Annotated in this window: 9 protein-coding genes; 5 read left to right on the top strand and 4 right to left on the bottom strand. The window is 74.5% G+C overall.

Annotated features, from left to right (window positions below; translation table 11 throughout):
- Positions 1-25: 25 nt before the first annotated feature.
- The 4 genes from ACF073_RS32650 to ACF073_RS32635 are packed head-to-tail and all read left to right on the top strand — an operon-like array spanning position 26 to position 18,944.
- Positions 26-7,120 carry a SpvB/TcaC N-terminal domain-containing protein gene (locus tag ACF073_RS32650; RefSeq protein WP_392075049.1) on the top strand — a complete coding sequence of 2,365 codons (7,095 nt, stop codon included), beginning with the start codon at positions 26-28 and terminating at the stop codon, positions 7,118-7,120.
- A gap of 16 nt (positions 7,121-7,136) precedes the next feature.
- Positions 7,137-16,406: a neuraminidase-like domain-containing protein gene (locus tag ACF073_RS32645; RefSeq protein WP_392075048.1), complete on the top strand. Its 9,270-nt coding sequence runs from the start codon at positions 7,137-7,139 to the stop codon at positions 16,404-16,406.
- Positions 16,407-16,457: 51 nt separating this feature from the next.
- Positions 16,458-17,693, top strand: a complete 1,236-nt coding sequence (locus tag ACF073_RS32640; protein WP_392075047.1) for a Kelch repeat-containing protein — start codon at positions 16,458-16,460, stop codon at positions 17,691-17,693.
- Positions 17,694-17,747: 54 nt separating this feature from the next.
- Complete coding sequence (locus tag ACF073_RS32635; protein ID WP_392075046.1) at positions 17,748-18,944, top strand: Kelch repeat-containing protein; 1,197 nt, start codon at positions 17,748-17,750, stop codon at positions 18,942-18,944.
- A 22-nt stretch (positions 18,945-18,966) separates the two neighbouring features.
- Here the strand turns inward: ACF073_RS32635 and ACF073_RS32630 are convergent, their stop codons facing one another.
- Positions 18,967-19,719 (bottom strand): SDR family NAD(P)-dependent oxidoreductase, encoded by a 753-nt coding sequence (locus ACF073_RS32630; RefSeq protein WP_392075045.1) that lies wholly within the window; start codon positions 19,717-19,719, stop codon positions 18,967-18,969.
- Positions 19,720-20,123: 404 nt separating this feature from the next.
- Positions 20,124-21,494: a lectin gene (locus ACF073_RS32625; RefSeq protein ID WP_392075044.1), complete on the bottom strand. Its 1,371-nt coding sequence runs from the start codon at positions 21,492-21,494 to the stop codon at positions 20,124-20,126.
- A 225-nt stretch (positions 21,495-21,719) separates the two neighbouring features.
- Here ACF073_RS32625 and ACF073_RS32620 point away from each other — a divergent pair, with 225 nt between their 5' ends.
- Positions 21,720-22,556: an SDR family NAD(P)-dependent oxidoreductase gene (locus ACF073_RS32620; protein WP_392075043.1), complete on the top strand. Its 837-nt coding sequence runs from the start codon at positions 21,720-21,722 to the stop codon at positions 22,554-22,556.
- 467 nt (positions 22,557-23,023) lie between these two features.
- On the opposite strand, the gene ACF073_RS32615 is transcribed toward ACF073_RS32620, so the two are convergent.
- A complete protein-coding gene (locus ACF073_RS32615; protein WP_392075042.1) occupies positions 23,024-24,211 on the bottom strand; it encodes an MAB_1171c family putative transporter in 1,188 nt (395 codons plus the stop codon).
- Complete coding sequence (locus ACF073_RS32610) at positions 24,204-24,659, bottom strand: regulator component (RefSeq protein WP_392075041.1); 456 nt, start codon at positions 24,657-24,659, stop codon at positions 24,204-24,206. Before ACF073_RS32610 ends, ACF073_RS32615 begins: the two co-directional genes overlap by 8 nt.
- Positions 24,660-24,864: the final 205 nt, after the last annotated feature.

Below are 24,864 nucleotides of genomic sequence, written 5' to 3'. Positions count from 1 at the left end.
AGGGCCCACGGGGAAGCGGGTGGCCATGTCCTGGAACAGCGGTGCCGACGACCGCACGGCCGGCTCCGGGAACGGCACGCCGGGGGACGGCTCGGCCGGACCGGACGCGGGGCACGGCGCAGGGCCCCCGCCGGGATCCGACCGAGCGCCCGGCGACGGGGGACCCGCGCCCGAGCAGCCCGTGCTCTCCCTGCCCAGGGCGGGCGGCGCGCTGCGCGGGATGGGGGAGAAGTTCACGACCGGTCCGGCGACCGGCACCGCCGCGCTCACCGTGCCCGTCGCCGTCACCCCGGCCCGCGGCGCCGAGCCCGCGCTCGCCCTCGCCTACGACTCCGGCGCCGGCAACTCCCCCTTCGGCCTCGGCTGGTCGCTCGACGTGCCGTCCGTCTCCCGGGCCACCGACAAGGGGCTGCCGCGCTACACCGACGGCGACGTCTTCCAGCTGACGGGCGCGGAGGACCTCGTCCCGGCCGCGGTGCCCGCGCCCCGCGCCGACGGTGCCTACGACGTCACCGCCTACCGGCCGCGCACCGAGGGCGCGTTCGCCCGGATCGAGCGGTGGCGGCACCGCACCACCGGCGACACGCACTGGCGGGTCACCGACCGGTCCAATGTCACCAGCCTGTTCGGGCGCGACCCCGAGGCCCGCATCGCCGACCCGGCCGACCCCGGGCGCAGGGTCTACCGGTGGCTGCTCCAGCAGACGGCCGACGACCGCGGCAACATCACCGTCTACGAGTACAAGAGCGAGGACCGCGCCGGTGTCGACACCGCGGCCCCCGAGGAACGCAACCGCCCCCAGGCCGCCGGCCGCCATCTGAAGCGGATCCGGTACGGCAACGCCGTACCCGGCAGCGCCGCCGGCTTCTGCTTCGAGGTCGTGTTCGACTACGGCGAGCACGACGAGGAGACGCCCACCCCGGACGAGACGCGCCCCTGGCCCGTGCGCAGCGACCCGTTCTCCACCCGCCGCCCCGGCTTCGAACTGCGCACCCACCGGCTCTGCCGCCGGGTGCTGATGTTCCACTCGCTCCCCGAACTCGGGCCCCGCCCCCAGCTGGTGCACGCCCTGCTGCTCGGCCACGCCGAGCACCCCGCCGCCACGAAGCTCGTCTCCCTCACCCGGCGCGGCTGCCTCCCCGCCGGGCAGGGCTACCGGTACGCCGACCTGCCCGCCCTCACGTTCGGCTACACCGAGCGCACGGTCGCCACGACGACGGGCACACTGACCTCCGCCGAGGGCACCGTACGGCTCGACGGCCGGTACCTGTGGACCGACCTCGACGGCGAGGGCATCGCCGGCATCCTCGCCGAACAGGGCGGCGCCTGGTACTACCGGCGCAACCTCGGCGAGGGCCGGTTCGCCCCGCCGCGCGCCGTCGACCCGCTGCCGGGCGGCGCGGCCGGCCGCGCCCTGCTCGACCTGGACGGCGACGGACGGCCCGCGGTCGCCGACCTCGGCGGCACCCACCCCGGCTACCACGAGCGCACGGCCGACCGCCGCTGGGCGGACTTCAGGACCTTTCGCCGGCTGCCGGCCCTGGACTGGCGGGACCCGAACGTGCGGTTCGCCGACCTCACCGGCGACGGCCTCGCCGACGTCCTCGTCACCGCCGACGACGGCCTCACCTGGTACCCGTCCGCCGGCGCCGAGGGGTTCGGCGACAGCGCGACCCGCGCCGCGCCGCGCAGCGAGGAACACGGCCCCCGGCTGCTCTTCGCCGACACCGAGCACAGCGTCCACCTCGCCGACATGACCGGCGACGGACTGACCGACCTGGTGCGGATCGGCAACGGCGAGATCGCCTACTGGCCGAGCCTCGGCCACGGCCGCTTCGGCCCCAAGGTCACCATGTCCGGCGCCCCGGTCTTCGACCACCCGGACCGCTTCGACCAGCGGCGGATCCGGCTCGCCGACATCGACGGCAGCGCCCCGGCCGACCTCCTCTACCTCGGGCCCGACGGTGTACGCCTGTGGTTCAACCAGGCGGGCAACTCCTTCGGCCCGGCCGAACGGCTCGACGGCGTGCCGCCCGCCGGCGCCCTGGCCGCCGCCTCCGTGACGGACGTGCTGGGCCGGGGCACCGCCTGCCTCGTCGTCGCCGAGCCCCGCCCGGACGGCGAACCGCAGACCCGGTACGTGGACCTGATGGCCGGCGGCAAACCGCACCTGCTGAACCGCGTCGGCAACGGCACCGGCCTGGTCACCACCGTCCGGTACGCCTCCTCGACCAGCTACTTCCTGGCCGACGAGGCGGCCGGCGAACCCTGGCTGACCCGGCTGCCGTTCCCCGTCCAGGTGGTCGCCGCGACCGTCACCCACGACAGCGTCGCCGACACCACGGTGTCCGCCGCCTACCGCTACCGGCACGGCTACTTCGACGGCGTCGAACGGGAGTTCCGCGGCTTCGGCTACGTCGAGCGGCGCGACACCCTCACCGGCGCCACCGGCGAACTCCACCAGCCGCCCGCACTGGTGAAACGCTGGCAGCACACCGGCTGGTACCCCGACCGGAACCGGCTGGCCACCCCCTACGCCGACGAGTACGGCGGCCCCCTGCTGCCGCCCGCCCCGCCGCCCGCCGGCCTCACCCCGGACGAGGAGCGCGAGGCCGCCCGGGCGCTGCGCGGGCAACCGCTGCGCGAGGAGACCTACGCCGAGGACGGCACGGCGGCGGAGCACCGGCCGTACCTGGTCACCGAGTCCAGCCCCCGGGTGCGGCTGGTCCAGCCGCGCGGCGCCGCCGCCCATGCCGTGGTCCTCGTCCACCCCGGCGAGTCCCTGGCCGTGCACACTGAGCGCCAGGCCGACGACCCGCGCACCCTGCACGAGGTCGCCCTGGACGTCGACGCGTGGGGCAACGTCCTGCGCTCGGCGCGGATCGCCTACCCGCGCACGTCGCCCGCCGACCCGGAGCAGGAGCGGCTGCGGCTGACCCTGACCGAGCGGCTCGTCACCAACGACACGGACGCACCGGACCGCTGGCGCGTCGGCGTGCCGGTGGCCACCCGCTCGTACGAGATCGGCGGCCTCGCCCCGCCCCCGCCCGGCGAGCCGCTGGCCGTCGACCGCCTCACCGCCCACCTCACCGAGGCCGCCGGGCACGAGATCCCGTACCACCAGGACCTCTCGGGCCCCGGCCCGCAGCGCCGGCTGATCGCGCACACCTTCACCACCTACACCCGGGACGACCTCGCCGCCGAACTCCCCCTCCACGACCCCGGGTCGCGCGCCCTGCCCTGGCGCACCTACCGGCTCGCCCTCGCCCCCGGCCAGGCCGCCCACCTCTACGGCGACCGGGTCACCGAGGCCGGGCTGCGCGAGGCGGGCTACACCGAGCGCGCCGAGGGCCCCGGCTGGTGGGCGCCCTCGGCCCGGCAGGAAGCCGACGCCGACGCGTTCTGCCTGCCGGTGCGCACCGTCGACCCGTTCGGCTCCGTCTGGCACACCGACTACGACCCGCACCACCTGCTGCCCGTCCGGGTCCGCGACCCGCTGGGCAACACGACCGAGGCCCGCCCGCACTACCGCGTCCTGGCGCCCTGGCTGCTGACCGACGCCAACGGCAACCGCACCGGCGTACGGTTCGACGCGCGCGGCGTGGTCGTCGCCACCGCCGTCCTGGGCAAGGAGGGCGGCGCGGACGGCGACGTCCTGGACACCGCGACCGCGGAGGAGTCCGCAGGCGACGACCCGACCGCCACCCTCACCTACGACCTCGGCCACCTCCCCGTGAGCTTCCACACCTCGGCCCGTGAACGGCACCGCGACCCGGACACGCCCCGCCAGGACACCTGGACGTACCTGGACGGCACCGGCCGCGTCATGCTGACCAAGGCCCGGGCCGAGCCGGAGCTGCCCCAGGGCCCGGACCGCTGGGTCGGCACCGGGCGCACGGTGTACGACAACAAGGGCAACCCCATCCGCAGGTACGAGCCGTACTTCGCGTCCGACAGCGGCTTCGACACCGAGGACGAACTGGTCAGGCGCGGGGTGACGCCCGTACTGCGCTACGACCCGCTCGGCCGCCTGGTCCGCACCGACTTCCCGGACGGCAGCTGGTCCGCAGTCGTCTTCACCGCCTGGACCCGGCAGGACCGGGACCGCAACGACACCGTGCGGGACAGCCGCTGGTACGCCGAACGGGCCGGGCTGCCCGACACCGATCCGCAGGGCCGGGCCGCCCGGCAGGCGCTGGAGCACGCGGGCACGTACACCGAGACCCGCTTCGACACGCTCGGCAACCCGCACCTCACGGTCGAGGACAACGGTGCCGAGGGCACCTACACCACCGAGGCGCTGCGGGACGTCCAGGGCCTCGCGCGGACCGTTCTCGACGCCCGCCGGGTCCGCGTCCTCACCCAGGAGTCCGACATGCTGGGCCGCGTCGCGCACTCGGTCAGCGCGGACGCGGGCGAGCGGCGGTCCCTGGCCGACGCCCAGGGCAGGCCGGTCCGCGGCTGGGACGGACGGGACACCGAACTGCGGTGGACCTACGACGCGTTGGGCCGCCCGGTGCACTGCGCGGCACGGGTCCCGGGCGAGCCGGCCGAACGGCTCCGCGTCCGCTACTACTACGGCGAGGCCCTCGCCGACGGCCGGGCCCGCAACCTGCTCACCCGCCCCTGCCTGGTCTTCGACGGAGCCGGCGTCCTGCGCACCACCGCCGTCGACTTCGAGGGCAACGTCCTGGCCACCGAGCGCCGCCTGGCCGCCGACCCGACGGGCGAGCCCGACTGGACCCCGCTGGCCGGACTCGCCGACCCGGAGGCGGCCCTGAGCCGGGCGGCCCCCCTGCTGGAGACGGCCGCCCACGCCGCCACGACCGCGTACGACGCCCTCGGCCGTGCCACCCTGGCCACCGCCCCCGACGGCAGCCGCACCCGGTACGCCTACAACGTGGCCGGCCTGCCCGAGCGGGTGGAGGTGGCCGTGCGCGGCGCCGGCACCTGGACCGAGATCGTCCGGAACATCGACTACAACGAGCGCGGCCGGCGCACCCTGATCACGTACGGCTGCCGGGCACGCACGGAGTACGCGTACGAGCACGCCACGTTCCGGCTCGCCGGCCTGGCCACGACGGCGGCCGACGGCACGGCCTGGCAGCGGCTCGCGTACGCCTACGACCCCATGGGACACCTGGTCGTGGTCGACGACCCCGCCCAGGACACCGTGTTCTTCCGCAACACGGCCGTCGGCGCGCGCCGCACCTACACCTACGACCCGGTGTACCGGCTGATCGCGGCGACGGGCCGCGAACACATCGGCCAGACCACCCAGCCCGGCCCGTCCGACGCCCCGTTCGCACCGCTCCCGCACGCCAACGACAGCACCGCACTGCGCCCCTACACCGAGACCTACGCGTACGACGAGTGCGGCAACGTCCGCGCCGTCACGCACACCGCGAACGGGGGCGGCTGGACCCGCCGGCACCTCACCGCCGCCGACGGCAACCGCCTTCTCGGCAGCAGCCTGCCCGGCGACCCGGAGGGCACGTACAGCGCGCGCTACCCGCACGATCCGAACGGCAGCATCACCGCCATGCCGCACCTGCCCGCCCTCGACCGGGACGCGGAGGACCGGCTCGTCCGGGTGGACCTCGGGGGCGGTGGCGAGGCCTTCTACCAGTACGACGCCCAGGGCCGGCGGATCCGGGCGACGATCCGGCGGGCCGGCACCACCGAGACGCGGACCTGCCTGGGACCGAGCGAGCGGTACCGGCGCACGGCGGCCGGCCGGACCACCGAGGAGTACGAGACCCTGCACGTCACGGACGGCGGCAGCCCGGTCGCCCTGGTGGAGACGGCCCTGGTCCGCGACGGCCGCGCCGTCCCCGGCCCGCGGCCGGTGATCCGCTACCAGCTCGCCGACCAGCTCGGCAGCCCGGCCCTCGAAGTGGACCAGGACGGCGTGGTCCTGTCGTACGAGGAGTACCACCCCTACGGCACCACGTCCTTCCACACCGAGCCGGGCACGGTCAGCCGCAAGCGGTACCGGTTCACCGGCAAGGAACGGGACGCCGAGACGGGCTTCACGTATCACGGGGCGCGCTTCTACGCGCCCTGGCTGGGGCGGTGGGTGAGCCCGGATCCGGCGGGAATGGTCGACGGGCCGAACCGGTACGTGTACGCGAGCAACCGCCCGACGGTCCTGGTGGACCGCAACGGCATGGAGGACACCCGGCCCGAGAAGTACCCCACCATCCTCCGCGCGGACGACCGGTCCCAGCCCGTGAAGGACTTCCTGAACCGGGTCAGGACCCAGGCCGGAAAGGACCCGGCCCAGTACATCGCGGTCCTGGACATCGTCCGCGACGACTTCTACGTACGCAACGTCCACAACCAGGACCTGGTCACCTACGACATCGACAGGGCGAAGCTGCGGTCGGCGGGCGTCACCGACGACGACATCACCGATCTGGACCGGGTCTTCCACCAGACCGGATTCGCCCCGCTCGGCCGCACGGCGCCCGGCGCCCTGATCGACGACGGCTCCGGCGCCGCCGTGCAGATCCCGGGCGTGACGGCGGAGGAGGCCGACGAGATCGCCGAAGTGGTGCACTTCGCCCACATGGCGAAGGCCATGTACCAGGCCAAGCAGCTGTTCTACTCGCTGGTCGGCGTCGCGGTCGGGGTGGGCGCGGGAGCGCTGCGCAACGCGGCCATCAGCGGTCAGAGCACCCCCGTCGGCTTCGGCCAGGGCAACTCGGTCCAGGGCGACGGCAGCCAGCGGGAGTTCAAGCGCGTCCGGGTGGCCACGCACATGCAGGGCAACCAACGCGACATCGACGCCGCCCGCTACAGCAGCAGGGGCGGCCCGGCCGCTCCGGCCCGCGCCGTCGAACAGCAGAAGTCGGTGAACCTCAACGCCCGCACCTATCTGAATCCGAGGGCGCTGCTGCGCCGGCTGCTCGGCGTCGCGGGTGAGGTCGCCACCCTCAACGGGCTGGTGTCCGGCAACCGCTACCGCGTCGAGGTCGACGACACCACCCGGCGCCAGGTTCCCGTCGCCGTGCCCGCGACCGGGGCCGCACCCGGACAGCAGGACGTGCTCGACGAGGCGGAGGAGAGGGCGGCCACGGACCTCGGCACGGAGATCAAGATCTACCGCATGCACTGACACGGAGGGGAACCGCATGTCCGCCACGCACACCGAGGCCGCCCGGGCCGCCGTCTCCGGCACGGTCACCCGGCACGACGGTTCCGCCGCCGCCGGTGTCCGGGTCGTGGTGGCCGCCCTGCTGCTGCGGTCGCGGCAGCCGCTCGGCGAGACGGTCACCGACGCGGCAGGCCGGTACCGCGTCGAGTACCGCCGGTCCGCACCGCCCCCGGACCTCGTCGTCCAGGCCGTCACCGAGCGCGGCGCGAGCGCCGAGCACACCCTGGAGAGCCCCGGCGGGCACGGCCGCTGCGACCTCGCCCTCCCGCACGACGGCCGCAGCGCCTACGCCCTGCTGCTCGCCGATGTGACCCCGCACCTGGACGGCGCCCGGCTCACCGAACTCACCGAGGAGAGACGGGACTTCAGCCGGCTGTCCCGGGTGACCGGGCGCGAGGCGCAGGAGTGCGGCCGGCTCGCCCTCGCCGCCCGGCACGCGGAGGCGACCGGGCTGTCCGCCGAGGCGTTCTACGGGCTGCTCCGGCAGGGCCTCGGCCCCGGCCTGCCGGCGCTCGCCGCCCGCCCGGTGAGCGACCTGGCCGCCGCGCTGCGCGCCGCCGCCGACACCGGGACCATCGACGCGCCAAAGGACCCGGCCGCGTTCGCCGGCGCCCTGCGCGCCCAGGAGGTCGCCGCCCTGACCGCCGCCGGCACCGACGCCTCGCCGGTCACCGCGCTCTTCGCGCTCGCCGTCCCCGACCCGGCGGACCGCGCGCGGATCTGGCACCTCTGGCTCGACCACACCGCGGACCCCCGGCGCTTCTGGGCCCGCCTCACGGCCGACGAGCCGCTCGCCCGGCACGCCGCACGGCTCCGGCTCACCCTGCGGCTCGGCGCGCTGACCGGCAACAACGTCCCCCTGGTGCGCGAGCTGCTGGCCCGTTTCGACTCCGGCGGCCTGGCCCACCCCCGCGACCTGGCCCGCCTGGACACCGCCGACTGGGCCCGGCTCGTCGAGGCCGCCGGCGGCCCGCCGGCCCACTGCACCGCCCTGCCCGGCGCCGGCCCGGACCCGGCGGCGGACTACGCCCGGCTGATCGCCGCCCAGGTCGCCGAGGCCCACCCCACCGCCCATGTCGCCCACGGGCTGGCCGCCGCCGACCCCGGGGCACCCGCCGCCCGCTTCCTCGCCGCGCACCCCGCGTTCGACCTCGTCGCCACCCCGGTCGACAGCCGCACCGTGCCCGACGCCGAGGCCCGCGCCGAACTCGCCGGCATCCAGCGGCTGATGAAGCTCTCGCCCCGCTTCGACGCCGTACAGGCCGTGCGGGCGGCCGGCTTCGACTCGGCCGCCGCCGTCGCCGAGCTGCCCGCGGCCGAGTTCGCCGCCCGCCTGGACGGCACCCTGGACGCCGGACGGGCCGCCGCTCTGCACGCCCGCGCCGGACAGGTGCACGCCGCCACCGTGAACCTGATCGCCGACCTGCGCACGGCGGGCCAGTTCCGCACCCCCTGGCTGGCGCGTCCGCCGGCCCCCGAGGCACTCGCCGAGAAGCTGCCCACCTGGGAGGACCTCTTCGGCCCCGCCGACTACTGCGCCTGCTCCGAGTGCCGCTCCGTCCACGGCCTCGGCGCCTACTTCGTCGACCTGATGATGTATCTGCGCCGCCTGTCCTACGTCGAGGGCGAACTCGCCGAGGCCCTGCGCGCCCGCCGCCCCGACCTGTGGGACATCCAGCTCTCCTGCGACAACACCGGCACCGAGCTGCCCTACACCGACCTGGTCTGCGAGGTGCTGGAGGCCGCCGTCGCGCACGGCACCACCGCGTACGGCGCCGAGGACCGGCAGACCGGCCGGGACGCCGACCAGCTGCGGGTGCAGCCCCAGCACCTCGACCCCGCCGCCTACGACCGGCTGCGCACCTCCGTGTACCCCTGGAGCCTGCCCTTCGACCTGTGGGGCGAGCAGATCCGCTGCTGCCTCGACCACCTGGGCGTGGCGCGGGCCGAGCTGATGGCCGCGCTGGCCCCCGGCTCGGCGGCGGACACCGGGGTCGCCGTCGAGACGCTCGGCCTGTCCCCGGTCGCGGGCGCGATCGTGGCCGGCGAACCGCTGATCCCGGGCCGCGCCCTCCCGGAGTTCTTCGGCCGGCCCGCGAACACCGCACCGGACAGCCTGGTCGAGGACCTCGGCAACGTACGGAGGCTGCTGGACGCGGCCGGGCTGCGCTACGCCGACCTGGTCGAGGTGCTGGACACCCGGTTCGTCAACCCGGGCGGCGCGATCGCCGTCGTCGACACGGACCCGCACCGCCCGTGCGACACCACCCACATGGCCCTGGACGGCCTGACCGTCTACGCCCTCGACCGGCTGCACCGCTTCGCCCGGCTGCGGCGTGCCCTGGACGTCCCCGCCGCCGGCCTGGACCAGATGCTGTACACCGGCCCCCGGCCCGGCCGGCTGGACGCCGCCTTCCTGCGCGCCCTCGTCGGCGTACGGCGGCTCGCCGCCCGGCTGGACCTCGCCGAGGAGCAGGTGCTCTGCTTCTACGGCCCGCTGCCCACCCACCGCTACCACACCGCCGCCCGGCCCCCGCTGTACGACCGGCTCTTCGCCGACCCCTCCGTCGTCACCGTCGAGCCGGGCCGCACCGGCCCCTTCGAACTGAACGCCGACCGCACCGAGCTGCGGACGACCGGCAGCCTGCTCGACCCGGCCGTCACCGCCGCCCTGCTGGCCGTGCTGGAGGTGACCGACGAGGAACTCGCCGAACTCCTCACCGGCCGCCGCTCGGTGGCCCCCAACCGGCTGCTCGACCTCGCCAACCTCACCGCCCTGTACCGCACGGTCGTCCTGGCCAGGGCGCTCGGCCTGACCGTCGCCGAACTGCTCCGGCTGATCGAGCTGTACGGCGACGGCGGCCCCTTCCCGGGCGGCTTCGACGACTACGACGGCGGCGAACCCGACCTGCACTCCGGCCGCCCCATGCGGCACCCGGCCGCCGCACCCGTGCCGTACGGCGGCCCGGCGCCCGAACTCCTCGGCGGCAGCCCGCCGACGAGGCCCGGACACCCGGACGGCCCCGCCGTCCAGGGCGCACCCGTCGACGTCCTCGTCCCGGCCACCGAGCGGTTCCTGGACGCCGTGGACGAGATGCGGGCCCGGGGGCTGACCGTGCCGGAGGCGGACGCGATCCTCACCTCGGCCGTCCCGGCCCACGACGGGCCGCTGCCCGACGACAGCGTGCTCGCCGCCACCCTCACCGTGCTGCGCTCCGCCCTCCAGGCCGTCTACGAGCAGACCGCGCGGACGGCCGACGACAAGGGCGACCTGACCCGCAAGGGGCTCGCGCTGCTCGGCTGGGACGCCGACCTCGTGGCCGAGGCGCTGAGCACCCTGCTGGGCACCGTCGTCTACGCGGCCCCGCTCGCCGCCCTGCCCGCGGGGACCGCACTGCCGCCCGGCATGAAGTTCGAACCGCCCGACGGCACCCCGGCGGGAGCGGGCCGGCTGCTGATGACCGGCCCCATGAGCAAGTCCGTGCACGACCGGCTCACCGCCCACCCCGACGCCCCCTTCGCCGCCGCCGTACGCGCCCTCCACGCGGCCCCCAGGACCTATGTCACCACCCGGATGAAGGCCCTGCGGCTGCCCCTGTACTCGGCGCCCCTCGACACCCAGCCCGTCGACCTGAAACTCCCCCCGGGACTGGCCGGCAAGGTGTTCTACGACGTCAGCGCGAAGGCGCTGCGCTCCCGTGCCTATCTCTCCGCCGACCAGCTCGACGCACTGGCGCACGCCTCGTCCGACGAGCACTTCACGGCCGCCGTCGGCCTGCTGCGCACGGCCCAGGACGCGCCCCCGGCCCAGGACAACGCGTTCCTCGACGCCGAGGACGCGGCGGCCATGTTCGACCCCGACTCGGTGCCGCCCGCCGCCCGCTTCGCCCGCGTCCTGACCGAACTGAACCCCTATCTGCGCCGCACGCTCAGCGAGACCACCGTGAAGCAGCAGCTCGGCACCGCCGCCGGGCTCGACCAGGCCACCGCCGACGTACTGCTGGGCGCCTGGCTCAGGTCGCCGTCCAAGCCGCTGGCCCTTCAGGACTTCCTCGCTCCCCGGTACGTCGGCAGCGATCCGTCCGTCGTGATCACCCGCGGCGGCTTCCCGGAGCAGTTCACCACGCTGACCCTGCTGCACCGGGTCGCGCTGGCACTGCGCCGGCTGCGGATCACCGCGGAACAGGTCCCCTGGGTGTTCGACTTCGCGGCCGGCGGGGGCTGGCTCGACCTCAACCAGCTGCCGCTCAGGCCGTTCCCCGGCGCCTCCCCGCTCTTCGCCCGCTTCGTCCGCCTCCTCGACCTGGCCCGGCTCCGCGACGGCGTGCCCGGCTCCGCCCGCACCCTGCGCGCGGTGTTCGGCGCGGCCCGGGACCCGGACGCGAGCCTCGACACCGTCCTCGACGAGATCACCGCGCAGACCCGCTGGGACCGCGCCGACCTGCGGACGCTGTGCGGCACCGGGCTGCTGGACCTCACCGGGCCGGCCGCGTTCCGCACCGAGGGCACCCTGCGCGCCCTGCTCGGCGCGGTGGGCGTGCTGCACCGCACGGGCGTGTCGGCCGCGCGCGCGGCGGACTGGCTGGCGGCGGCCCCGACGGCCGACGCGGCACAGGCCGCCTGGCAGGCGGCGAAGGCCCGCCATCCGCTGCGCGACTGGCCCGCGGTCGGCGGCCCGCTGCAGGACCGGCTGCGGGAACGGCGCCGCGCCGCCCTCGTCGCCCACCTCACGGCCCACCCCTTCCAGGTCCGGGGGGAGCCCGCCTGGCACGACCCGGACACGATGTTCGACTTCTTCCTGCTCGACGTGGAGATGGGCGCCTGCCGGCCCACCACCCGGATCGCCCAGGCCGTCTTCGGCGTCCAGCTGTTCATCCAGCGCGTCCGGCTCAACCTGGAGAGCGCGCCGGCGAATCCGTACGACGAACACCTCTGGCGGGACTGGTCGTGGATGAGCCGGTACCGGCTCTGGGAGGCCAACCAGAAGGTCTTCCTGTACCCCGAGAACTACTTCGAGCCCGGTCTGCGCGCCACCAAGTCCAACCTCTTCACCGGCCTGGAGAACGCACTCCTCCAGAAGGAGCTGACCTCCGACAACGCGGTCACCGCCGTGGAGGACTTCGTGGCCGGGCTGGACAAGGTGTCCCGGATGCGGCCGTGCGGGGTGTACACGGACGCCGGCGCGGACGGCTCGACCGTGTACGTCTGCGCCCACACGGTGTCCGCCCCGCGCGAGTACCACCTGCGCACCCGGACCAGGGAGAAGGAGTGGACGCCCTGGCAGCGGATCGACCTGGACATCGAGTCCGACACACTCGTCCCGGTGGTGTGGAACGGCAGGCTGCACCTGTTCTGGCCGACGTACACGATCATGCCGGATCCGGGCCGGGTCACGATGCCGCAGGGCCAGTCCGCGATGGAGCTGCCGGCGAAGTACTGGAAGGTGCAGCTCAACTGGAGCCGACTGGTCAACGGGCGCTGGGAGGGCAAGCGGACGACCAAGGGCTACCTCAAGGTGCTCCAGGACGCCTACGACGAGAGGCCGGAGTTCGTCGCCGAGTTCCCCGTCCACCGCGTCTTCAACCTCCGGCCCCAGATCGATCCCGGCAGTGACGACCTGCTCCTGTGGTGGGTGATGGAGACCGTCACCCGGGAGAGCGACACCGACTTCGGCACCACGTCGGGGTACTTCCGCTTCAGTCCCGGGCTCGGTGACACCATGATCGATCCGCTGAAGAGCCCGCGGATCGCGAGCTACCAGGACAGCGTCTTCCCCATCTACTACAGCCACCGGCCCCGGGACTCGCGCGCCAACGAGAAGGCCGAGGAACTGGACTCGGCGGCCGAGGGCCCGGTCCACGTCTTCGACCCGGCCGGATTCCTCACGGACTCCATCGAGACGCTGCGCCGGCACCCCGGGGCACAGGCGTACCGGCTGCTGTACGCCACCCAGGTGCCCATGGGCTGGGACCAGTTCGCCGTCTTCTTCTCCGACGGCCTGCGCTGCTACCTGATCGAGGGCCGGCCGTCCGCCGGGGCCCTGCCGAGCGGCCCGCGGCCGTCCGGGGCGGCACTCGCCCTGCCCGGCGGGGCCTCGGCCGGCAGCGAACCCGGCGCGGCGGCCGACCCGCCGGCGGCGGCCGCGACCGGCACCCTGGACCTGCGGCGGTTCTACCACCCCCGCTCGCGCCTGCTGGTGACGGAACTGGCCAAGGGCGGCCCGGACGGCCTCTACCGCAGGGGCCTGCAGGTCTATCCCGCCTCCTTCGACTTCGAGAGCACCTACGACCCGCATCCGGGCAACGTCCCGGGCCCCTACCCCGACGAGTCCGTGGAGTTCGCCCGCACCGACGCCTACGGCGACTACAACTGGGAGCTGTTCTTCCACGTACCGCTGCTGATCGCCACCCGGCTCTCGGCCGACCAGCGCTTCGAGGAGGCACAGCGCTGGTTCCACTACATCTTCGACCCCGGCAACCGGGAGACGGACGCCTGGAGCCGGCCGCAGCGGTTCTGGATCACCAAGCCGCTGTTCCAGACCACCGACGACGAATACCCCCTGCAGCGCATCGAGCGGATCCTGGAGTCCCTCGCCGAGGGCGACCAGGAGACCGCGGACCGGGTGACGTACTGGCTCGCCCACCCCTTCGAGCCCGACGCCGTCGCCCGGCTGCGCACCACGGCCTACCAGAAGGCCGTCGTCATGAAGTACCTGGACAACCTCATCGCCTGGGGCGACCAGCTGTTCCGGCAGGACACCCTGGAGTCCGTCAACCAGGCCACCCAGCTCTACGTCCTCGCCCACGAACTGCTGGGCAGGCGGCCGGAGGAGATCACCGACCGGGCCGCCCCCGCCCCGCGGAGCTACCGGCAGCTGCTGGAGACACCGACGGCCGCGGACCCGGTCGTCGCCGCGGAGAACCTGGTCGCCGCCCCGCGCGGAGCCGCCGCCCCCACCGTCCGGCCCGGCGTCAACCTGCGCTGGCTCCAGTACTTCTGCGTTCCCCGCAACGACAGGCTGGTCCGCTACTGGGACGTCGTGGAGGACCGGCTGTCCAAGATCCGGCACTGCCAGGACATCGAGGGAGTGCGGCGCACGACCGCGCTGTTCGGTGCGCCCGTCGACCCCGCCCTGCTGGTGGCCGCCACGGCCGCCGGGGTCGATCCGGGCACCGTACTGGACGACATCAGCGCCCCGCTGCCGCACTACCGCTACCAGCCGATGGCGGCCAAGGCCAGGGAACTCGCCGCCGAGGTGCGGGCGTTCGGCTCCGCGCTGCTCGGCGCGCTGGAGAAGCGCGACACGGAGGCGCTGGCCCGGCTGCGGTCGGGGCACGAGCTGGCGGTACTGGACGCGGCACGTCAGGTGCGCCTCCAGCAGGTGAAGGAGGCCGACGAGACGGTCGCCGCGCTCGACCGGGCCAGGGCGATCGCCGAGGACAAGGACCGCTACTACACCGAGCTGGGACGGGAGCCCCTGAACACCTACGAGCGGGCGCAGACCGTGCTGCACACCTCCGCGCTGGGCGACCAGGACCTGGCCCGGGACCTCAGCATGGCCGCCAACGCGGTCGGGTACATCGCCGACGTCAAGGTCGGCCCGCCCACCACCCTGGGCGCGACCTGGGGCGGCAGCCAGCTCATGGCCATGCTGCGGGCGATGGCGGAGTCGGTCTCCGCCGACGCCTCGCGCAAGAACGCCGAGGGCGGACAGCAGCTCGTCCTCGCCGGCTACCAGCGGCGCGCGAAGGAATGGGCCTTCCAGGCCGGCCAGGCACGCCTGGAACGCGACCAGATCGACAAGCAGACCGCCGCCGCCCGGATCCGGCAGGCCGTCGCCGCGAAGGAACTGGACAACCACGACCTCCAGCGCGCCGACGCCCAGGAGGCCGACCGGTTCATGCGGGAGAAGTTCAGCAGCGCGGAACTCTACGACTGGACGGCCGGGCAGCTGGCCACGACCTACTTCCAGACGTACCAGCTCGCCTACGACGCGGCCAAGCGCGCCGAGCAGTCCTACCGCCACGAACTCGGCGTCAGCGCCTCCTCGTTCGTCAACTTCGGCTACTGGGACAGCCTGCACCGGGGGCTGCTGGCGGGGGAGCGGCTCTCCGCCGACCTGCACCGCATGGACGCGGCCTATCTGGAGAACAACGCCCGCGAACTCGAACTGACCAAGCGGATCTCGCTCGCCCAGCTGGACCCGGTCGCGCTGCTGCGGCTCAAGGAGGGCGGCAGCTGCTTCGTCTCGCTCCCGGAGGCGCTCTTCGACCTGGACGCTCCGGGGCACTACTTCCGGCGGATCAGAAGCGTCGCGCTCACCGTGCCGTGCGTGGCGGGACCGTACTCCTCGGTCAACCTCACCGCCCGGCTGCTGGGCAGCAGCGTGCGCGTGGACCCCGGGGTGCCCGCCGGGGCGAAGTACGCGCGCGGCAAGGCGGACAGCCGGTTCCGCGACTACACCGGTCCCGTCCAGACCGTGGTCACCAGCACCGGACAGGACGACACCGGTCTGTTCGAGACCAGCCTGCGGGACGAGCGGTTCCTGCCGTTCGAGGGCGCCGGGGTGATCAGCGAGTGGCAGCTGTCCCTGCCCCCGGTCTTCCGCCAGTTCGACTACGAGTCGATCAGCGATGTGGTCCTGCAGGTGCGGTACACCGCCCGGGACGGCGGCGAGGAACTCGCCCGGCAGGCGACCGGCGAACTCGGCACGGCCCTGAAGGAGTGGGTGCACGCGGGCGGCGGCCGTGGTCTTCACCGGGTGTTCAGCGCCCGCAGGGAGTTCACCGACCAGTGGCACCGTTTCCTGGCGCCCGCCGGGACCGAGGACCAGGCGGTGGTGTTCTCCCTGGCCGCACACCGCTTCCCGTACGTGTTCGCCGGCTTCCCGGTGCGGATCGCCCGACCCGCCGCCGTCCTCGTCCTCTCCCGCGACCTGCCGCCCGCGGGCGACCTCGGCTATCTGGCCGCCTACGCGGGCACCCCCGGGGTGCACGCCACCCTGACCGGGCCCGACGGGGACCACGGCACGGCGCTGCTGGCCGCCGACAGCACCCTGCGGGGCCAGCCGCTCGGCACGTTCACCGGCGTGGACGAGCCGCTCGGCGGCACCGAGCAGCCGTGGACCGTGTCGCTGTCCCGCGCGGACGTCGGGCAGCTGCCCGAGATCCTCGTCCGGGACGGCCGGCTGAACCCGGACGCCGTCGTCGATCTGCTGCTCGTCTGGGAGTACACCGTGACCCCGTGACGGCAGCCCGGAGGACCCCGAACCCGCCGCCCCGACCCGCAGAGGAAAGCGATGCCACGAATCAACCCCGTCACCGCCGGGCCGGGCACCCCCGGCGCCGCCGAGGCCGCGGCGGCCGTGACCGGCAGCTGGAAGGCGGCCGAGGGCGATCTGCCGGCGCCCGCCTACTTCGCCCCGACCTCGCCCTCGGCCGTGGTGCTCGGCGACCCGTACGCCGACAAGGCGCTGATCGCGGGCGGCGAGGACGCGGCCCGAAACGCCCTCAAGGACGCGCTGCTCTTCGACCCGGCCGCGGGCACCTGGGCGCCGACCGGCTCGCTGAACGTGCCCCGGCGCCTGCACAGCACGACCCTGCTGGGCAACGGCCAGGTCATGGTGGCGGGCGGCCTCACCGGCCCGTTCAGCCTGCCCCTCGCCCCCGTCTCCTCCGTCGAGATCTACGACCCCGTCAGCGAGACGTGGAAGGTCACCGGCGCCCTGCACGAGGCCCGGTTCGCGCACGCCGCGATCCTCCTCGGCGACGGGCGGGTCCTGGTGACCGGCGGCCTCGCGCCCCGGGACAGCGTGACGGACACGGCCCTGTCCTCCGCCGAGATCTACGACCCAGGCACCGAGGAGTGGACGCAGGTCGCGGCCATGCACGACGCCCGCAGCGGCCACCCGCTGGTCCCCCTCGGCCAGAACCGGGTCCTCGCCGTCGGCGGCATGGTCGTCGTCGGCCGCGGGGCGTACGCAGCCCTGGGCTACTGCGAGGTGTACGACCCGGCGCTCGGCCCGGCCGGGACCTGGATCCCCACCGGCAGCCTGCGCATCCCCCGCAAGGGGCACCAGGCCACCCGGCTCGCCGACGGCTCGGTCCTGGTCACCGGCGGCGACAGCACCGGCATGCAGGACGACTGGACCTACAACGGGTACAGCCAGTGGGTCACCGAGCGCTACACCCCGTCGAACGCCGCCCCCGCCGGCGGCCGCTGGAGCGAGGCGGAACCGATGCCGGCGGGCCGCAGCCACCACCGGGCGGTGGCACTGCGCTCCGGCAAGGTGCTGGTGATCGGCGGCACCGACGACGCCACCTTCGACACCGGCTACCAGAACGCGGTGGTCTACGACCCCGGCGCGAACACCTGGACACCGACGGGGGGCATGGTGACCGGCCGCTGGGCCCTGGCCGCCGCCGAACTCAAGGACGGCCGGGTCCTCGCCGCCGGCGGTCTGGTGCGCTCCGGGGCCGCGACCCCGGACGGCTCGGACGTGGCGACCGGCGCGACCGAACTCTTCACCCTCTGACCGCCCGCCGGGACGCGCCGCGCCCCCCGGACCCATGGAATCGGAGCACCCGCCATGACACGTTCCAGCGCCCTGATCGGGGGCGGTCGCCCCGCCGCCGCGGCCGGCCCGGCCACCGGTGCCTGGACGCCCGCCGGCGACCTGCCCACCGCACGGCAGTGGCCGTCGGCGGAGGAGACCGCGGTCCTCCTGGACGACGGCACGGTACTGGCGGCGGGCGGTGCCGTCATCCGCGGCACGGCGACCGCCGAGTGCCTGCTCTTCCGGCCCCGGTCCGGCACCTGGGAGCCGACCGGGAGCCTGGCCGGGCCCCGGTTCCTGCACACCCTGACCCGGCTGGAGAACGGGCACGTCCTCGCGGTGGGCGGCGTGACGCAGACCGACCGGCTGCCCTTCACCTATCTCGACACCGCCGAGATCTACGACCCCGGGGCCCGGGCCTGGACCACCGTCCCCGGGAGGCTGCGCACCGGCCGCGGCACGCACACCGCGACGCCGCTCCCGGACGGCACGGTCCTCGTGGCCGGCGGCGAGGGCGAGCAGAGCCGCGGGGTGGTCAGGCCCCTGCGGTCGGCCGAGCTGTTCCATCCGGACACCGGCCGGTGGACCCCGGCCGAGCCGATGACCGACGCCCGCCTCGATCACCGGGCCGTACGGCTGCCCGACGGCCGGGTGCTCGTCGCCGGCGGCAACGCCGGGGCGGCCGGGCCGACGCCGGCCGGCCTGTCGTTCTGCGAGCTGTACGACCCGGTGACCCGTACCTGGTCGCCCACCGGAAGCCTGCGGCTGCCGCGCAGCGGCCACCAGGCCACGCTGCTGACCGACGGCAGCGTGCTGGTGACCGGGGGAGCCGGCCTCGGCGTGCGCAGGGCCCGGGTCTACAACCCGCAGAGCCAGTGGCGCAGCGAGCTGTACAACCCGGCCTCCGGCACCTGGACGCAGGCCGGGAACATGCCGGTGGGCCGGAACTTCCACCGGGCCCTGCTGCTGCCGTCCGGCCGGGTGCTGGTGCTGGGCGGCGCGAACTCGGCGACCTATGACGCCGGTTACGCCCAGACGGCGCTGTACGACCCGAGGTCCCGGGTCTGGCTCCGCGCGGGCGGCCTGCGCACGGGCCGCTACTACTGCTCGGCCACGCTGCTGGCCGACGGCAGGGTGCTGGCGGCGGGCGGCACCGTCCGGTCCGGCACGGCGGACCCGGAGTACGGCCGGGACACGCTGACCCCGACCTGCGAGGTCTTCACCGAGTAGCCCGGTGGCGCACGGGGGCGGGTCAGACGGCGGTACGGCCGCCGTCGACGGACAGCCGCGCGCCGTGCACGAAGCTCGCCGCGTCGCCGGCCAGGAAGGCGATGGCCGCGGCGATCTCCTCCGGTTCGGCGGCCCGGCCGGCCGGTGCCTGGGCGGCCAGCTCGTCCAGGGCGTCACCCATGACGGCGGTGCCCTGGGTGCGGGTCGGACCGGGGGAGACGGTGTTGACGCGGACCCCGCGCGGCCCGTACTCGGCGGCCCAGGACCGGGTGAGCTGGTCGAGCGCCGCCTTGCTCGACCCGTACAGGGCCATCCCGGCGATGCCGTAGTACGCGGCCTGGGTGGTGACGTTCACGATCGCCCCGCGACCGCGTTCGGCCATCCCCGGAGCCAGCGCCGCGACCAGGTGGAACGGGGCCTTCACATTCACGTCGTAGACGGCGTCCACATCGCTCTGCGGGACCTGCTCCGTCGGGCCGAACGGGTAGATGCCCGCGTTGTTGACGAGGATGTCCACCCGGCCGCCGCCCAGCGCGAGGGCCTCCCGGGCCAGCTGCCGCACCGAGTCAGCGGTGCGGAGGTCGGCGGCGAGGAAGTCCGCCCTGCCGCCGTGCGCCCGGATGCCGGCGACGACACCCTCGCCGCGCGCGGCATCGCGCCCCGCGACCAGTACATGCGCGCCGCGCTCCGCGAGCAGTGCGGCGGTGGCGGCACCGATACCACTGGTCGCGCCGGTCACCAGGGCCACCCGTCCGGCCGGATCGACAGAAGCCATGAGGGTCTTCCTCCATCAGGTACGTGCTTTCGAAGCGCCCGGCCCGTCCGGCGATCCCGGCGTGCCCATGGCCGCTTCCGGGGCCCGTCACACGGGGCCGGAGGTGCCGCGCGGCCGAGTCGGTGACGGCGCGCGCCCTGTCACCAGCGTACGGGTCGGCGCGGGTGCGCGGGCTCCGGGCAGCGCTTGCGGCGAGTCCTGGTGCGCCGTATGGGGGGGGTGGGCTGGGGGCCGCCCAGGGGGCCGGTCTGCGGGCGAGGTGCCGTTCGAGCGGCTGCGGCACGCGGGCGCCTGCTTCCCCGCCGTCAGCGAGATCCGGCTGCTCCTGCTCGCCGCGTACGGGCGCGAGCGCGGCTGGAAGCGCCGGGCCGCTGGGCCGGCCCGGCGCGGTCCAGCGGCCCGGGTCAGCCGGTGTAGCCGGCGAAGACCCGGGTGTAGTCCCAGGCGGACTGGCCGACGCCGGAGCAGCTGTCGGCGGGGCCGCCGGTGCACGGGCGGTCCCGGTTGGCCGACCAGAAGGTCAGCCGCGCCAGGTGGTGCTGCTGGGCGTAGGCGAGGATGGTGCGGAAGTCGGCCACCGTGACCGTCTCGTTCTGGTCGGTGATGCCGTTCATCGACGAGATGCCCATGTCCCGGTAGGCCTGGTCGTCGGTGTAGTGGTAGGCGTTCTTCAGCGCGTTCTTCAGCCCCTCGGCCGCCTGCACCGTCAGATTGCCCATGTTCTGGCCCGCGCCGCCGAAGTCGAACGGCATGATGGCCCAGGCGTCGACGGTCAGCCCGGAGGCGGCGGCCCGGTTGATGAGGCTGGTGTCGGGGCCGCTCTGCCCGGTGCCGATGGTGATGTACACCTTCAGACCGGGGTTGTTGGCCTTCACGGTCTTCAGCGCGTCCACGGTCCGCTGCTGGACGGCCCCGTTGCTGTAGGCGTCGGCCTCCAGGTCGATGTCGATCGCCTTCAGGCCGTAGGCGTTGACGACCTTCTGGTAGGCGGCGGCCAGCTCGCCGGCGCTGGAGCAGGAGCTCTCCAGCTTGTTGCCGCTGTAGCCGCCGAACGACGGGATGACGTCACCGCCGTTGGCCCGCACGGTGGTGACGGTCTGCTGGTCCACTCCGCCGGTCAGCGGACGGCTGCCGTCCCACTGCGGGTTGCAGTAGCCGTTGCTCAGCACGAAGGCGAGGGTGAACCACTTCACGCCGGTGGCCTGGGTGATGGTGCTCGGGCTGGGCGGGCTGCCCCAGCCGTTGTACAGGTACGGCGCCACCGCCATCGGTGCGGACGGGGTCGTGCCGCCGTCGGCGGCGGGCGCGTTCCACTTCTGGTTGGCCGCTCCGGTGCAGCTCCAGATCTGGGCGCGGGTGCCGTTGGCGGAGGAGTTCCCGGTGGCGTCAAGGCACTTGTTCGCCGCCGGGTTGACGATGTCGTGGGCGGCGGTGACGGTCCATTTCTGGTTGGCGCCGCCCGAGCAGGACCACAGCTGCAGCTTGGCGCCGTCGGCGGTGGAGCTGCCGGTGACATCGAGGCACTTGCCGAGGGCGCGCACGGTGCCGTCGCTGCCGACGGTCCACTGCTGGGCGCCGGTGCCGTTGCAGTCGTAGAGCTGTACGGCCGTGCCGTCGGCGGAACTCGCGCCCGCGACATCCAGACACTTGCCGGCGAGGCCGGTGATGGTGCCGGTGGCGGCCTGGGCGGGGGAGGCGGCGAGCAGACCGGTGGCCAGGGACAGCGCGGTGACCGCGAGCGCGGTGGGGACGGAGAGGGATCTGGCTCTTGGCATGGTGGGGGCGGCCTTTCGCGGGGGGGTGGGGACGCCCGGTGAAACTAGAGGTACAGACCACTTCCGTCAAGGTGTGAAGTAAGAAGTGAGGTAAGGGGGTTGACGGCCCGGCACCGCGAGGGGCCCCGCCCGCGCTGGCCGGAAGTCGTCACCGACGGCGCGGCGGGACCTAAGCTCGGATGCGTTTGCGACCTTGATGACCATGGTGAAGGGGCCTGAACCGCAGTGGAGGACAAGCGCGTTGTCGTCGTGACCGGCGGAGGCTCGGGCATCGGCCAGGCCACGGCCCGGCTGCTGAGCGAGTCGGGCCACCAGGTGGTCGTCTCGGGGCGGCGGCCCGAACCCCTGGAACGTCTCGCGCGGGAGACGGGAGCGCTGGCGTACCCGTCCGACGTCGGGGACCCCGACGCGGCCGAGGCTCTGGTCCAGGCGGCCCTGTCCGCGCACGGCCGGCTCGACGGCCTGGTGCTGAACGCCGGCATCGGACGCGGCGGAGCCGTCGGCGACATGTCGCTGCAGGACTGGGACGACGTGATGCGCGTCAACCTGACCGGACCGCTGCTCCTGCTGCGCGCCGCGATCCCGCACCTGCTGGAGTCCCGGGGCTCGGTGGTCGCCGTCGCCTCGGTGTCCGCCCTGCGCAACGGCACGAGCAACGCCCCCTACGCCACGTCCAAGGCGGCCCTGCTCCAGCTGTGCCGCTCCGTCGCCGTCGACTACGGGCGGCAGGGCGTGCGCGCCAACACCGTGTGCCCCGGCTGGGTGCGCACCGAGATGGCCGACCGGCGCATGGCGCGCTTCGCCGCGGAGGCCGGTCTGCCCGGCGGCGACAAGGAGGCCGGCTACGAGGAGGCGACCCGGCTGCTGCCCCAAGGCCGCGCGGGTGAGCCGCGCGAGGTCGCGGAGGCGATCAGCTGGCTGCTGTCCCCGGCGGCCTCGTACGTCAACGGAGCGGTGCTCACCGTCGACGGCGGCACGACCGCGCTGGACCCCGGGACCCTCGCCTTCGACTACCACATCGCGCCACGCGGCCCCGAGGACACGGGCACCGCCGCCGGCTGAACCGCCAGATCCACGACGCCGCCCCAGCCCCGGCCGCACCGATGCCGCCGACTCGGCCCCGCCGGGGCGGACAGATCGGCGCCGGCCGCAGGCGGACAGGTTCGGCGTCGCCGGGGCGGACCGGTTCAGCTCGGCCGGACCAGGTCGGTTCGGCTCGGTCGGATCAGGTCCGTTCAGCCCTGCCGCGGGCGGGCCGGCGCGGGATCCTGCCGGGCCGGAACGGGTCCTGTCGGCCCGGAACGGGGCGGGGCGGTCGGGTGGCTCCGGTCCAGGTCGGCTCCCTGCCGGGCCGGTTCAGCGCGGGCCGTGCTGATGCCGTCGGCTCGGCCCCGCCGGGCGGACAGGTTCGGGCCGGCCGGAGGCGGACAGGTCCGGCGTCGCCAGGGCGGACCGGTTCGGGCCGGCCGGACCAGGTCGGTTCAGCTCGGCCGGACCGGGTCGGTTCGGCTCGGTCGGATCAGGTCCGTTCAGCCCTGCCGCGGGCGGGCCGGCGCGGGATCCTGCCGGGCCGGGGAGGCGGGGTCCTGGTCCTGGCAGGGCAGCGCGTCGGTCATGGCGGGCCACATCCGGGCGATCCCCAGCAGGGTCTCCGCGCTGCCGTGGGTCACCCCGGGCAGCGGGCGCGGTTCGGACGGCGGCACGCCGGCGAGCACGGCCCGCCGCGCCTGGCCTACGGCACCGGCCAGCGCGGCACAGGCGAGCCGCTCCGCCGGTACCCCCGCCCGCAGGGCGTGCCGGTGCGCCCGCTCGTAGGCGTCCGGCCGCATGTACTGCTGGAGCGTCAGCAGCGCGTCGTACGTCTCGATGGTCTGCCGGTGCGCCTGCAGCACCGGCGGGCACCGGGGCAGCAGCACCTCCTGGAGCCGGGTCCGCCGGGGCCTGGCGAGGGCCACCTGGGGCACCGCCGTTACCAGGTCCCGCCACAGCGGCCACAGCCGCCAGGCGGTCCGCAGCGCGGCGGCCGACCGGGCCAGCGCGGTCGCGCTGGGGACCAGCAGGGAGCCGGCCCGCAGAAAACCGTGCACTCCCATGATCACGGACAGCCAGGGGAGCAGGCCGGGGTCGAGGCCGTAGAGATGGCCGAGATAGCCGCACCAGAAGACGAACGCGAGGACGCTGCCCGCCCCGAACAGCCGCAGGGACCACACGAGATCCCGCTCCGTCGTGCGCAGGCTGTACCGCCAGCAGACCACGAGGGCGACGGCGTCACCGAGGAGATGGGCGGCGATGAGGATCAGCCAGTAGGCGGTGGCGGCCGACGCGGGCCCCTGCACGGACGCCGCCGCGGCACGGGACGGATCCCGCAGCAGATCCAGGACCAGCAGCGCGGCCAGGGCCGCCGTCAGCCCCACCGCCACGGAGCGGCGCAGCCCCGGAGTGCGGCCCGTGTCGACCACGAAGAGCAGGACGAGGCCCGCGCTGAGGACGCCGATCAGATTGCGGGCCAGGGACACCGCGTGGACGTCGAGACCGGCGGAGGTCAGCGCGGCGACGATCCCGGGCTGGAAGAGCGTGATGGCGACGGTCGCGGCCAGCACGGTGATCCACAGCCCCCGCTGGTGCGGCTGCCGCAGCGCCGGCCGGGCCCGCCAGACCAGCGCGAACCACAGGGCGAGGACACTGCCGAGCCCGACCCGGTCCGCCAGCTCACTCACCGGCATCGGCCGTGACGCCGAGGAACGCACCGAGACGCCCCAGGGGCCCGGCCACCCGGCCGGTCGTCCCCGCGCTCTGGATCAGGCTGGCGATCATCTCGGCTTCCTGCTCCTCGGTGGTCGTGTAACTGGTCCGCGCCATCAGCCGCCTGACGAGGTGCGGCCGCAGACCGTGCAGCAGGCGGTCGGCCGGCTCGGCGCCGTCCTCCGTGAGACTGCGGTGGTGGTCGCAGAGCACATGACCGATCTCGTGCAGGATGATGTGCTCCCGGTGCAGCGGCGCCGTCCGGGCCTCGTAGAACACGTAGTCGGCGTGGTCCGTGCCCAGCCAGAGCCCGCAGGCCCCGGTGGCCGCCGCCTGCTCGGGCAGCTCTCTGAGCACGAGGGGGCGGCCTCTGAGTTCCTCCACCCGCTCCCGGACCGCGTCCAGGGTGAGCGACCGCTCCACTTTGAGATCACGCAGAATCGCCGTACACCGGCGCCGCAACGCGGCGTACTCGCCCGTTCTCCTCACCTGCCGTGTCACCCCCGTGCGCTGGTCTCACCGGCCGGAACGGCTGGGGCCTCTCCGGCGGCTCACTCGCGCGGAGACCTCCTCGTCGGTGAAGCAGTCCGGTGGTGCGACCCCGAAATGTGTGGCTCAACCTAAGCAG

The sequence above is a fragment of the Streptomyces sp. NPDC015171 genome, assembly GCF_043079545.1.
Classification (GTDB): domain Bacteria; phylum Actinomycetota; class Actinomycetes; order Streptomycetales; family Streptomycetaceae; genus Streptomyces.
Note: the sequence above shows the minus strand (reverse complement) of the source record. Positions and strands in the feature narration are given on the sequence as shown.